This is a genomic window from Prescottella defluvii (genome assembly GCF_000738775.1).
In the GTDB taxonomy this organism is placed as follows: Bacteria; Actinomycetota; Actinomycetes; order Mycobacteriales; family Mycobacteriaceae; genus Prescottella; species Prescottella defluvii.
In genome coordinates this window covers 135,613-149,000 of the sequence record NZ_JPOC01000020.1, presented here as the reverse complement: position 1 = coordinate 149,000, position 13,388 = coordinate 135,613, and the positions used below count along the sequence as shown (strand labels likewise).

The 13,388-nt window shown below is 69.3% G+C and carries 10 protein-coding genes; 1 reads left to right on the top strand and 9 read right to left on the bottom strand.

Annotated features, from left to right (window positions below; genetic code table 11):
* Positions 1-41: 41 nt before the first annotated feature.
* The 9 genes from IJ15_RS0107640 to IJ15_RS0107600 form a co-directional block, all read right to left on the bottom strand.
* Positions 42-797, bottom strand: a complete 756-nt coding sequence (locus tag IJ15_RS0107640) for a FadR/GntR family transcriptional regulator (RefSeq protein ID WP_031937750.1) — start codon at positions 795-797, stop codon at positions 42-44.
* A 70-nt stretch (positions 798-867) separates the two neighbouring features.
* On the bottom strand, positions 868-1,623 hold the full coding sequence (locus IJ15_RS0107635) for an ABC transporter ATP-binding protein (RefSeq protein ID WP_051918620.1): 756 nt from the start codon (positions 1,621-1,623) through the stop codon (positions 868-870).
* Positions 1,620-4,343, bottom strand: a complete 2,724-nt coding sequence (locus tag IJ15_RS0107630) for a branched-chain amino acid ABC transporter permease/ATP-binding protein (protein ID WP_031937748.1) — start codon at positions 4,341-4,343, stop codon at positions 1,620-1,622. Before IJ15_RS0107630 ends, IJ15_RS0107635 begins: the two co-directional genes overlap by 4 nt.
* A 266-nt stretch (positions 4,344-4,609) precedes the next feature.
* Complete coding sequence (locus IJ15_RS0107625; RefSeq protein ID WP_031937747.1) at positions 4,610-6,565, bottom strand: acetoacetate--CoA ligase; 1,956 nt, start codon at positions 6,563-6,565, stop codon at positions 4,610-4,612.
* Positions 6,566-6,569: 4 nt separating this feature from the next.
* Complete coding sequence (locus IJ15_RS0107620) at positions 6,570-7,430, bottom strand: HpcH/HpaI aldolase/citrate lyase family protein (protein WP_031937746.1); 861 nt, start codon at positions 7,428-7,430, stop codon at positions 6,570-6,572.
* Positions 7,427-7,894, bottom strand: coding sequence for a MaoC family dehydratase (locus IJ15_RS0107615; protein WP_031937745.1), 468 nt, complete (start codon positions 7,892-7,894; stop codon positions 7,427-7,429). Before IJ15_RS0107615 ends, IJ15_RS0107620 begins: the two co-directional genes overlap by 4 nt.
* Positions 7,895-7,896: 2 nt before the next feature.
* Positions 7,897-9,066 carry an acyl-CoA dehydrogenase family protein gene (locus IJ15_RS0107610; RefSeq protein ID WP_031937744.1) on the bottom strand — a complete coding sequence of 390 codons (1,170 nt, stop codon included), beginning with the start codon at positions 9,064-9,066 and terminating at the stop codon, positions 7,897-7,899.
* Positions 9,063-11,087 carry an acetyl/propionyl/methylcrotonyl-CoA carboxylase subunit alpha gene (locus IJ15_RS0107605; protein WP_031937743.1) on the bottom strand — a complete coding sequence of 675 codons (2,025 nt, stop codon included), beginning with the start codon at positions 11,085-11,087 and terminating at the stop codon, positions 9,063-9,065. The genes IJ15_RS0107610 and IJ15_RS0107605 overlap by 4 nt, the downstream gene beginning before the upstream one ends.
* A 7-nt stretch (positions 11,088-11,094) precedes the next feature.
* Complete coding sequence (locus IJ15_RS0107600) at positions 11,095-12,639, bottom strand: carboxyl transferase domain-containing protein (protein WP_031937742.1); 1,545 nt, start codon at positions 12,637-12,639, stop codon at positions 11,095-11,097.
* Positions 12,640-12,757: 118 nt separating this feature from the next.
* On the opposite strand from IJ15_RS0107600, the gene IJ15_RS0107595 reads away from it, so the two are divergent.
* Positions 12,758-13,387 (top strand): SACE_7040 family transcriptional regulator, encoded by a 630-nt coding sequence (locus tag IJ15_RS0107595; protein ID WP_031937741.1) that lies wholly within the window; start codon positions 12,758-12,760, stop codon positions 13,385-13,387.
* Position 13,388 lies beyond the last annotated feature (1 nt).

Genomic DNA, 13,388 nt, shown 5'->3' with positions numbered 1-13,388 from the left:
CCGGACGACCCCGGACGTCGGCCGCGACCCGCACCTCGAGGTCAGGACAGCACCTCGACGAGCGTCGTCGCCGAATCACCCACCATGTACTTCTCGATTCCGTCCAGGTGCTTGCGCCAGAAGTCCTGGGCGGCGATCGCGTCGCCGCGGCGCAGGTGGTCCAGCAGTTTGGTGTAGGCGCGCTGCGCGGCGCGGGCCGCAGGTTGTTCCTGCCCGTTCCCGTGCGCGGCGATGAAGAGCGCGTTGTGGGCCTCGATGATGTGGACGAGCATGCCCGCGAGCACCGTGAGGGTCTCGTTGCCGGCCAGATCCACCAGGCTCTGATGCAGCTGGACGTCGTGATGCGCGAAGGCGGCGGCGTCGTCCACCAACTGGGCGCCCTCACCGATCAGCACCGCCAGTCGGTCGAGGGCCTCCGTGTGGCCGGACCCGGCCAGGACGCCGACCGCCGACACCTCGAGCAGGGCGCGGGCGCGGTAGACGTCCACGAGCGGGGTGCCCTGGTACTGCAGCAGCAGGCCCGTGTAGCGCGCGGCGACCGACGCGTCCGGGGCCATCACCCGGGCGCCGCCACGAGCGCCGCGCAGCACCGTGATGATGGATTCCGACTCGAGGATCCGGAACGCCTCGCGGAGTGTGGGCCGGGACACCCCGAACTGTTCCATGAGCACCGACTCGTTCGGCAGGGGATCACCCGCACCGAGTTCACCGGTGATGATCCGACGACGTAGGTTCGCAGCAACCAACTCACCAGCCTTCGGTACCCGAACCACCGACGATTTCGCTCCGGCTGCCACGATGCCCCTTCAATTGCGTTGGATCGACGTCCGCCCGAGCAGGCTCGACGAACGACCAAGGGTACAACTGTTAACCGAATTGGCCGGTACCGGCGCTGCCCGAGTCCTCCCCACCGGACAGGTAGGCCCGCTGCACCGCGTCCAGATCGGCGCCGATCTCGGCGGCGGTCCCCTCCATGATCACCTGGCCGCGCCGCATCACGTACACCCGGTCGGCGACGGTCAGCACCTGCCGGACGTGCTGTTCGACCAGCAGCACGCCGACGCCGTGGTCGTCGGCCGCGGACCGCACGACCGCGAGCAGACGCTGCACGATCTGCGGCGCCAGGCCCAGCGACAACTCGTCCGCGAGCAGCAGCCGGGGGCCGCGGGCCAGGGCCCGCGCCAGGGTGAGCATCTGCTGTTCGCCACCGGACAGCAGTCCGGCGGGCCGCCGGAGCAGCGCCCGAAGTTCGGGGAACACGGCACACGCGTCGTCGACCGACACACCCGCCAGACGCAGGTTCTCGGCTGCGGTCAGGCCCATGATCACCGACCGTTCCTCGGTGACGTAGCTCAATCCCCTCCGCGCCAGTGCCGACAACGACGCGCGCCGCGGGGAGCCGAGCACCGACAGCGAGCCCGAGATCGGTGCCAACTCCCCGGCCACCGTCAGCATCGTGGTGGACTTGCCCGCCCCGTTGGCGCCGATGAGCGCCACGACCTCGCCGGGCCGCACGGTGATGTCGAGGTCGCGGCACACCACGGCGCCGGCGTACCCCGTGCTCAGTCCGCGGCACTCGAGCACGGGCTCGGCCGCGACCGTCTTCTCTGTCGTGATGGTCATCGCGCCGCCTCCGTCTCGTCACCGGTACCCAGATACGCATCGCGGACCGCCGCGCTGGCGGCGATCTCGTCGGGCGTGCCGGCCGCGATCACCCGGCCCGCCTCGAGCACCACGATCCGGTCGCAGGTCGACATGACCAGACCCATGTCGTGTTCGACGAGGAGCACGCCCGCTCCCCGCTGCACCGCCAGGTGCCGGATCGCGACCGCGAGTTCGCGGCTCTCCGCGTCGTCCAGACCCGCCGCGGGCTCGTCGAGGAGAATGACCGACGGAGCGGACGCGACCGCCCTGGCGATACCCACCAGCCGCCGTCGCCCGTACGACAGCTCACCGGGCAGTGCGCCCAGGTCGTCTTCGAGCTCGAAGTCCCGCACGACGGTCGAGGCGCTGGGCGAGAGGGGATGGCGACCCGGGCGGACCAGGTCGGTGAACCACGTACTCCACGTGGACTCGTCGGCTCCCGCGTGAATGTTCTCGCCGACCGTGACGTCCTCGAACAGCTCGAGTGACTGGAAGGAGCGACGGAGTCCGCCCTTGGACCGCCGCGCGGTCGACCAGCCGGTGATGTCCTGCTCCCCCAGCGTGAGCTGCCCCGCCGCCGGATCGACGAATCCCGTGATCGCGTCGATGACGGTGGTCTTGCCGGCCCCGTTCGGCCCGATCAGACCCACCACCTGTCCGGGCGCGACGTCGAGGTCGACCCCGTCGACGGCGGTGACGCCGCCGAACCGCACCGTCAGCCCGCGCACCGACAGCGGCGTCGGCGTGACCGTGCCCGCCGGCTGCTCGTCCGAGAGTTCGTGTGCCCGCCGCCGCTGACGCGATCGCGACGCGCCGCCCCAGGGGAGCCTGCCGATCCACCCGAGCCGACGGGAGAGCATGTCGGCAATTCCGTTCTGGTTGGTGAGCAGGGTGACGATGAGGATCACGCCGGCGAGCAGGCTCGCGACAGCCAGGCCGTCCACCAGGCGGCTGACGAGCGCCCCGGGCGCCATCAGTGCGCCGATGACACTGCCCACCACGAACCCGAGCCCGCCGATCACCGACTGGACCACCGCGTTGATCGAGGCGAACACGTTGAATTCCACGTAGGTGATGGCGGTGTTGCGCAGTCCGAGAAGAATTCCCGCCACCGCAGCCAGCCCGGCCGCCACCGCGAACGCGTAGATCTTGACCGCGAACACACTGATTCCGAGCGACGCCGCGGCCCGTTCGTTGGTGCGGACCGCGATGAGCCGTCGTCCGGTCCGGGAGCGGCGCAGGTTCGCCACCATCAGCCCGCACACGACCAGCGCGAGAAGACACAGCAGTGCCCACCGCTCCGGGTGCCGGGACGCCGTCACCTCGATCCCGAACAGGCTCAGCTCGGAGATCTTCACGGCCCCGTCGAGCTTGTCGCCCGTCAGCGTCGGATTGTTGAACACCATCTCCTGGACGGTGAACCCGAGCCCGAGAGTGACCACCGCCAGGTTCACACCGCGCGTCCGGAGCGCGGGCAGCGCGAAGACCACCCCGAAGGCGATGACGGCGACCACGCTGACGATCGCCGCGGGCAGCAGCGGCCAGCCGGCCTGTCCGACGAGTCGTGCGGCGAACAGCGCACCGAGTCCGCCGACCGTGTACTGGGCGAGCGACAACTGGCCCGCGAAACCGGTCAGCACCACGATTGACAGCAGGAACACCGCCGCCGCCAGGGTCAATGTCAGCGACCGCAACCAGTCACCGCCGATCGCGATGACCGCTCCTGCCACGACCACCGCGAGAACGAGACCGGCCCAGCGGATCTCACCGGACCCGAGCCGGGGAAGACGCTCCGAGACGTGGCTGCGCAGCGGCAGTCCCTTGCCCCGCACCACCAGCACGATGAGGATCACCAGGAACGGGACCGCCCGGTTGATACCGGTGAGCGTCTCCATCCCCAGAAGGTTCCGCAGGTCGTCCTGGTACAGGACGACCACGCTCTCCCCCACCCCGAGCAGCAGTCCGCCGAGCAGGGTGAGCGGGAAGGAACGGAAATTGCCGAGCAGCGCTGCCGCCAGCGCCGAGACGGTGACGATCACGACGAATGCCGACGGTGTGAGTCCCGTCAACGGCGCCACCAGGATTCCGGCGGTGCCGGCCAGCGCACCGCCGACGGTCCACGTCAGCGCAGCCAGCCGCTGGGGTGACCACCCGAGCGCCGCGGCGGCGCGCTCGTTCTCGGCTGCCGCGGTGATCGCGAGACCGATCCGGGTGAACCGGGCCAGTCCCCACAGCACGGCCGTCATCGCCACCGCGATGCCCAGCAGGATCAGTCGATCCTGCTGCACCACAATGCCTCCCCAGTGGTAGGCGTCATTGGGGAGGAACGCCCGCACCCGGATCGACTTGGAGCCGTAGTACTGCTGCACCCCCGCCTGTAGGAGCACCATCAGGCCGAGGGTGGCGGCCAGCCGGACGATCGGCGCGGCCTTCATCAGCCACCGCAGCACCAACAGGTGGAAGGCCAGTCCGATCATCGCGGCCACCAGAACCGCGACCACGAAGGCCGGCAGCATGCCCCAGCCATGCTCACGCTGGAGGGTTTCCAGGCACACGTAGGCGGCCACCATGGCTATCGCGCCCTGCGCGAAGTTCACCACCCCCGAGCCGCGATAGACCAGGACGATGCCGTGCGCGAGGAGCGCGTAGGCGGAGCCTGCTCCCAGCCCCAGGATCGCGAACTGCAGCAGTTCGGTCATTCTCCGGCCTCCGTGGTGGACCCGAGCGCGAGCCTGGGCGCGACCGCGCCTGCCGCGGAGTCACGTTCGCCTGCGGCGATCGCGTGAGCAGATCTCTTCAGGTACACGGCGCGTCCTTTGCGTGTGAGCAGTACATCGAGCAAATCCCAGGAGCAGATGCTGCGCTCCCGCCCGACTGGCGAGCAGCGTATGGGATCACGTCGCACACTTTTGCGAAGTTCGCGATATCCGTCACGGCCCCCGGAGATCCGCGGCGGCGGCCGTCGTCACCGCTTCCTGGCGAGGTACCAATCGATGAGTTCCGGGGCGTCGATCGCGCTCCGGTCGACGGTCCTCGCGGCATCGGCCCCCTGGAACATCCGCTTGATAGGGACCTCGAGCTTCTTCCCCGTGCGGGTGTGCGGAACGCCGGGCGCCGCGATGATCTCGTCCGGAACGTGCCGTGGAGACGCGTGGTCCCGGATGACGGACTTGATGCGATCCTCGAGGTCCGCGTCGAGCACCACCCCGTCCGCGAGCACCACGAACAGCGGCATCCAGTACCCGCCGTCCGGCTGTTCGGCCCCGATGACGAGCGCCTCGACGATCTCGGGCATCCGTTCGACGGCCTGGTAGATGTCGGCGCTGCCCATCCTGATGCCGTTGCGGTTGAGCGTCGAATCGGAACGTCCGTGCATCTCGACGCTGCCGCGGTCGGTGACGGTGATCCAGTCGCCGTGCCGCCACACTCCGGGAAAGTCGTCGAAATACGCCTCGCGGTAACGCTTCCCGCCGGGATCGTTCCAGAACCTGACCGGCATCGAGGGCATCGGCTCGGTGACGACCAGCTCCCCCACGTCCCCACGGACCGGACGTCCCTCCGGATCGTAGGCGTCGAGTGCGACGCCCAGGCACGGCGCGGACAGCTCGCCGGGCCACACCGGTACCGTCCGGGCACCCCCGACGAACGCCGACACGACATCGGTTCCACCGGTGATCGAGAACACCGGCACCGACTCGCCCACGTTGTGCGCCAACCAGTTCGAGGAAGACGCCGGCAGCGTCGAGCCGGTGATCCCGACGGCGCGGAGCGCACTCAGGTCGTGGTCGCGGCGCGGGACGACACCGGCCTTGGCGCAGGCCAGCACGTACCCGGGACTGGTGCCGAGCACGGTGACCCGGTGCCGGGCGGCCAGCGCCCACAGCGAATCGACGTCGGGGTACCCGGGACTGCCGTCGTAGCAGACGATCGTGGCGCCGACCAGCAGGCCGGCGACCTGGAAGTTCCACATCATCCAGCTGGGACTCGTGTACCACAGGAAGGTGTCGGTGGGGCCGATATCCATCTGCAAGGCAAGGGATTTCAGATGTTCGAGAAGGACACCGCCGTGTCCGTGCACGATCCCCTTGGGCAGTCCCGTGGTACCCGAGGAGAACACCACCCACAGTGGGTGGTCGAACGGTACCGCCGCCGGCTCGAGCGGCACGTCGCCGGCGGTGGCGTCCGCCCACGCCATCGCGTCCGGCACCGGGTCGGCGGCGAGCCGCGGCACCACGACGGTGCCGACGAGCGAGGGCATTCCGCCCCGCAGTCCGTCGATCTCCTCGTGCCGGGGGTGGTTCCGGCCCCCGAATCGGTAACCGTCCGCAGCGATCAGCACCTTGGGTTCGAGCTGACCGAGTCGGTCCAGTGCGGCAGGCGCCGAGTAGTCCTGCCCGCACGCCGCCCAGACCGCGCCGAGGCTGACGGTCGCCAGGAACGCCACGACCGTCTCCGGCACGTTCGGCAGGTAGCCCACCACCCGATCGCCCTCACCGACACCGAGTGACCGCAGGGTGCCGGCGAGCGCGCCGGTCTGCCGGAGCAGTTCCGCCCAGCTCAGGGACACCGAGTGACCGTCCTCGGACTCGTGGAGGACGGCGGGCCGATCGGCGCGTGCACATCGGATCACGTGGTCGACGTAGTTGAGCCGGGCAGTCGGGAACCACGTCGCACCGGGCATCGTGCGATCGGCGAGCGGCGGACCCGGGTCGGTGGTCGACCGCACCTCGAAGTAGTCCCACACCGCCTGCCAGAAGTCTCCGACATTGTTCACCGACCACTGCCACAACGTGTCGTAGCCCGGCAGCGACAGTCCGGTCCGGCGCTCCGCCCATCGGGCGAAGTCGGTGATCCGGGCGTCCTCGATGTCGGTCTCCGACGGCACCCACTGCGGCCGGGGCGGCACCTGCTGACTCGTCATGCGCTCACTCTTCTCCCGGGGCGCGGGGAATGCCGGACCTTCGGACGATCTCCTGCGCGTGCCGGAGCACCGGTGCATCGACCATCCGCCCCTCGAACGTGAACACACCCCGCTCCCGGGACGCCGCGGCGAGAACCTGCTCCGCCCAACCCAACTGCTCCGACGTCGGTGCGTACGCGTGCCGGATGACGTCGAGTTGCCGCGGGTGGATCGCGACCTTCCCGTCGAATCCGACAGCTACGGCGTCGTCGCACTCGTCCGCGAGTCCGTCGAGGTCGGGGATGTCGAGGAACACCGAGTCCAGCGCGAACCGCCCGTGAGCCTTCGCCGCGAGCAGAGCCACGGACCGCACGTGCCGCGCGACATCGCGGTAGCGGCCGTCGGCCGTGCGACTCGACGTCCCGCCGAGACCGGCGACGAGGTCCTCGGCACCCCACATCACGCCGACCGCGTTCTCGGCGCGGACGGCTTGCTCGATGGCCAGCGCCCCGAGCGGCGACTCGACGAGCACCACCACCGACAACGGCGCGAGATCGAGTACCTGGTCCACGGATTCGCACTTGGGCAGCATCACCGCGGTGTACGGCGTGCGATCGAGGGCCGCGCAGTCGAGGGCGTAGTCGTCGGTGCCGTGCGCGTTCACCCGCACCACGGTGCGATCCGGGTCCAGCGGCACATCGACCAGCGCCCGGCGCGCCGCCTCCTTGTCCGCGGGCGCCACCCCGTCCTCGAGGTCGAGGATCACGACGTCGGCGGCCTCGGCCGCCTTCGCGAACCGCTCGGGACGGTCGGCCGGGCAGAACAACCAGGCCGGTCCGGAAAGTGCTCCCGCCCAGATGCTCTCGACTCTCGGTGCACCGCTCATGCCGGCCTCTTCCTTACCAGGGTCTTGCGAACGGCGGTCGCGACCACGTCGCCGTGCTGGTTGTGTCCGGTGTGCTCGAACGTCACGATGCCCTCCCCCGGCCGGCTGCGTGACTCCCGCAGATCTGTCACCACCGTCTCCGCGTACAGCGTGTCACCGTGGAACAGCGGCTTCGGGAACGCGATCTCGGAGAATCCGAGGTTCGCGACGATGGTCCCCTGTGTCAGTTGCGCCACCGACAGACCGACGAGCGTGGACAGCGTGAACATCGAGTTCACCAGGCGCTCCCCGAACTGGGTCTCCGCGGCGAACGCGGCGTCGAGGTGCAGTGCCTGCGTGTTCATGGTGAGCGTCGTGAACAGCACGTTGTCGGCCTCGGTGACGGTGCGGCCCGGCCGATGCGCATACACCACCCCGGTCTCGAACTCCTCGAACCACAGCCCGCGCTGGACGATCTTGCGCATCGTCACCGCTGCACCCCCAGCTCCCGTGCGATCAGCATCAACTGGACCTCGGTGGTGCCCTCACCGATCTCGAGGATCTTGCTGTCGCGGTAGTGCCGGGCCACCGGGTACTCGTTCATGAAACCGTATCCACCGAAGATCTGGGTGGCATCGCGCGCATTGTCCATCGCGGCCTCGCTCGCGACGAGCTTCGCGATCGACGCCTGTTTCTTGAACGGCTTGCCGGACAGCATGAGTGCCGCGGCGTCGTAGTAGGCGGTCCGGGCGGTGTGCGCCCGGGCCTCCATACGCGCAATCTTGAACTCGATGGCCTGGTTGGCCCCGATGGGACGGCCGAACGCCTCGCGCTCCTTCGCGTACCGGACGGACTCGTCGACACAGCCCTGTGCGGCGCCGACCGACAGGGCCGCGATCGCGATGCGCCCCTCGTCGAGGATCCGCAGGAAATTCGCGTAGCCGCGGCCGCGCTCACCGAGCAGGTTCGCCTCGGGCACCCGCACGTCCTGGAACGTCAGCGGGTGGGTGTCGGAGGCGTTCCAGCCGACCTTGTTGTAGGCCGGTTCGGCGGTGAAGCCCGGGGTGGTGGTCGGCACGAGGATGGTGGAGATCTCCTTCTTGCCCTGTGCGGTCGTTCCGGTGACCGCGGTGACCGTGACGAGCCGGGTGATGTCGGTGCCGGAGTTGGTGATGAACTGCTTGTTGCCGTTGATAACCCACTGCTCACCCTCCAGTTTTGCGGTGGTGCGCGTGCCGCCCGCGTCGCTGCCGGCACCGGGTTCGGTGAGACCGAACGCGGCCAGCGACTTTCCGCTCGTGAGCTGCGGCAGCCACTCCTGCTTCTGCTCCTCGTTGCCGAAGCGGTAGACCGGCATGGCGCCGAGGGAGACGCCGGCCTCGAGGGTGATCGCGACGGACTGGTCGACCTTGCCGAGTTCCTCGAGCGCGAGGCACAGCGCGAAGTAGTCGCCGCCCATCCCGCCGTACTCCTCGGGGAACGGCAGACCGAACAGACCCATGTCGGCCATGCCGTCGACAACCTCGTACGGGAAGGTGTGGTTGGCGTCGTGTTCCGCGGACACCGGAGCGACCACGTTCTGCGCGAAGTCCCGGACGGTCTTCGCCAACTGCTGGTACTCGTCGGGCAGCGATCCGGTGGACAGGTACTCGGTCATGACGCGACATCCTTCGGTGCGAGTTCGGAAGACAGCTCGGATTCGGTGGTGGGAGTGACCCTGGCGAGGGGTTGGTCGACCCGGACCTGGTCCCCGGCGGAGACGAGGACCTCGACGACACCGTCGATCGGCGCGGTGAGGGTGTGCTCCATCTTCATGGCCTCGACGACGACCACCGCGGAACCGGCGGCGATGTCGTCCCCGTCCGCGACATGTACGGCGATGACGGTGCCCGGCATGGGACTGGTCAGTTCGGCGTCGCCGGTGTGGGCATCGTCGCCGCGGACGCTGGCCTCGAGAAGCTGCGAGACGCTCCACGTGCCGGTGGTCCCGGCGAGCCACAGGGCGTCCCCCTGCGCGGCGACACGGTAGACGTCGCGGCATCCGTCGACGACGACGGCCAGACTGCCGCCATCGAGTCGTGCTGTGAGCGTGCGGTTCTCACCGCCGTCGATGCGGACGAGACCGGCGTCGGGGGCGCCCGTGACCAGGACGTGCTCGGTGCGATCACCGCAGCGCAGGCGCAGCGAGATCGGATGCCTGCCGCCGACCCGCCAACCGGTGGGCGCGCTCCACGGATCACCGGTCCCCGCCGACCACAATCCGAGCCAGTGGTGTGCTGCCGCGGCGATCAGGACGTCGTCGTCGGCCAGCGGAGCGCGATAGTCCCCGACGCGCCGGTCGAGCAGACCGGTGTCGAGGCGTCCGGCGCGGACGTCCTCGTCGGCGAGCAGGAACCGCAGGAAGTCGATGTTGGTGACCACCCCGAGAACGGCGGTGTCCGCGAGCGCACGGTCGAGACGGCGCAGCGCCTCGTCACGGTCGGCGCCGTGGGCGATCACCTTCGCGAGCATCGGGTCGTAGTCGCTGCCGACGACGGTGCCGGCATGCAGCCCGGAGTCGACGCGAACGCCCGCACCGAGTGGTTCGGCGATGCCCAGCACCGTGCCGCCGGTCGGCAGGAAGCCGCGGATGGGATCCTCCGCGTACACACGGGCCTCGATCGCGTGGCCGGTGAGCGTGACGTCGCCCTGGGCGAAGCCGAGCGGTTCCCCGGCGGCGATGCGCACCTGCCACTCGACGAGATCGTGGCCGGTCACCATCTCGGTGACCGGGTGCTCCACCTGCAGGCGGGTGTTCATCTCCATGAAGAAGAACTCGTCGGGCCGGTCGGCGGACACGATGAACTCGACGGTGCCGGCGCCCGTGTAGTCGACGCTGCGCGCCGTGGCGCACGCGGCGGCGCCGATCCGGGCGCGGGTCTGCGCGTCGAGCAGCGGCGACGGCGCCTCCTCGATCACCTTCTGGTGCCGGCGCTGCAGGCTGCACTCGCGCTCCCCGAGGTGCACGACGTTGCCGTGTCCGTCGGCGAGGATCTGGACCTCGATGTGCCTGGGCCTCAGCACGAACCGCTCGAGGAACAGGGTGTCGTCGCCGAACGCCGACGCAGCCTCGCGGCGCGCGCTCGCCAGTGCGGCAGGCAGGTCGGTGGCATCTTCGACCAGGCGCATGCCCTTGCCGCCACCACCGGCGGACGGTTTGACCAGGACCGGGTAGCCGATGTCGCCGGCCGCGGTGACGAGGTCCGCGTCCGTCAGGCCCGGCTCCGCGATGCCCGGAACGACCGGGACGTCGAACGCGGCCACCGCGTTCTTCGCGGTGATCTTGTCGCCCATCACCTCGATGGCTCGCGCGGACGGGCCCAGGAAGGCGATGCCGGCGGCAGCACAGGCTGCGGCGAACGCGGTGTTCTCGGAGAGGAAGCCGTACCCCGGGTGGATCGCCTGCGCACCCGTGCGTTTCGCGGCGTCGAGGATCCGGTCGATGTCGAGGTAACTCTCGCGGGCCGCGGCGGGCCCGATCAGCACGGCGGTGTCGGCCTCACGGACGTGCCGGGCGCCGGTGTCGGCCTCGCTGTAGACCGCGACCGAGCGAATGCCCATGCGGCGCAGCGTACGGATGACCCGCACTGCGATTTCGCCGCGATTGGCGACGAGGACGGTATCGAACTGGGTGGTCATTCGTGCCTCACATCCGGAAGACGCCGTAGGAGACCGGCTCCAGCGGCGCATTCGCGCACGCCGACAATGCCAGTCCGACAACGGTTCTGGTGTCGGCTGGGTCGATCACACCGTCGTCCCACAGCCGAGCGGTCGAGTAGTACGGATTGCCCTGTGCCTCGTACTGGGCGCGAATCGCATCAGGGTCCTGCCCGGACCCGACCGCCCCGAGCACGGAGGCGGCCTGCTCACCGCCCATCACCGAGATGCGCGCGTTGGGCCACATCCACAGGAAGCGCGGCGAGTACGCCCGCCCGCACATCGAGTAGTTGCCGGCCCCGTACGAACCGCCGATCACCACGGTCAGCTTCGGCACCCGCGCGCACGCGACGGCGGTGACCATCTTGGCGCCGTGCTTGGCAATCCCGCCGGCCTCGTACTCGCGGCCGACCATGAACCCGGTGATGTTCTGCAGGAACAGCAGCGGGATGCTGCGCTTGTCGCACAGTTCGATGAAGTGCGCGCCCTTCAGCGCCGATTCCGCGAACAGCACGCCGTTGTTGGCGACGATGCCGACCGGATGCCCGTGGATCCGGGCGAACCCGGTGACCAGAGTCTTGCCGTACTCGGCCTTGAACTCCTGGAACTCGCCTCCGTCGACCATCCGCGTGATCACCTCACGAACGTCGTACGGGATCCGCGGGTCGGTCGGGACGACGTCGTACAGCTCGTCCTGGTCAGCGACGGGCGCGACCGTCTCGGCCACCTCCCACGGCCGGGGTGCGCGCGGGCCGAACGTGGAGACGATTTTGCGGACGATGCGCAGCGCGTCGAGATCGTCCTCGGCGAGGTGGTCGGTGACACCGGAGACCTTGGAGTGCAGGTCGCCGCCGCCCAGTTCCTCGGCCGTCACGACTTCACCGGTCGCGGCCTTCACCAGCGGCGGACCACCGAGGAAGATCGTGCCCTGGTTTCGCACGATCACGGCCTCGTCGCTCATCGCCGGCACGTATGCCCCGCCGGCGGTGCACGATCCGAGGACCGCGGCGATCTGCGGAATCCCCTTGGCGCTCATGGTCGCCTGGTTGTAGAAGATGCGTCCGAAGTGCTCGCGGTCCGGGAACACCTCGTCCTGCATCGGCAGGAACGCGCCACCGGAGTCGACGAGGTAGAGGCACGGCAGATTGTTCTGCAGCGCGATCTCCTGCGCCCGCAGGTGCTTCTTGACCGTCATCGGGTAGTAGGTGCCGCCCTTGACGGTGGCGTCGTTCGCGACGATCACACATTCGCGACCCGACACCCGGCCGATGCCGCCGATGACGCCGGCGCCGGGGCACTCGTCGTCGTACATGCCGTTCGCGGCGAGCGGGGCCAGTTCGAGGAACGGGCTTCCGGGGTCCAGGAGCGCGTCCACACGGTCGCGGGGCAGGAGTTTGCCGCGAGCGACATGACGCTCCCGGGACTTCTCGCTGCCACCGAGCGCCGCGGCGGCCAACTTGTCGCGCAACTCGACCACGAGAGCGAGGTGCTGCTCCCGATGGGAGGTGGTTGATGCGGTTCGAGCGGTTGTCACGTCACCGTCCTCGCAGGTAGACAGATACGATGAGATTCAGTTAATGCCGACTAACTGAAATCAGGTTATCCGTGATTAACTGAGTTGTCCAGATCACACGAACGGGAAAATGTGACCGATGACCGACATCGATCGTGAAGTGGGAGCGGCCCCGCGCCGGCGCAGTCAAGCGAAGGCCGACCGTCGCCGCGAGCTGTTGCGCGCCGCCGCGCGCCTGATCGCCGAACGCGGCTTTCCCGGGGTCCGGCTCGAAGACCTGGGCTCGGCGGTCGGGATCAGCGGACCGGCCGTCTACCGGCACTTCCCCAACAAGGACGCCCTGCTCGTCGAACTGCTCACCGACATCAGCGAACGCCTGCTCGCGGGCGGGACGGACGTCGCCGAGCGGGTACCGGACCCCCGTGGGGCCCTCGACGAACTGGTGGACTTCCACCTCGACTTCGCGCTCGGTGAGCCCGACCTGATCCGCGTGCAGGACCGGGACCTGCACTCACTGCCCGACGACGCCCGCCACCGCGTACGGCAGACGCAGCGACGGTACGTGGAGATCTGGGTGGACGTGCTGCGGCGGATCGATCCGGGACTCGACGAGATCCGTGCGCGCATCGCCGCGCACGCGACGTTCGGCCTGATCAACTCGACCCCGTACAGCGCGGTGTCCCCGTCCGCCGACACGACGAACGGGGACACGACACGGGAGGTGCTGCGCCGGATGGTCCTGCGGGCGCTCGCGGCCGAGGCCGGGTAGA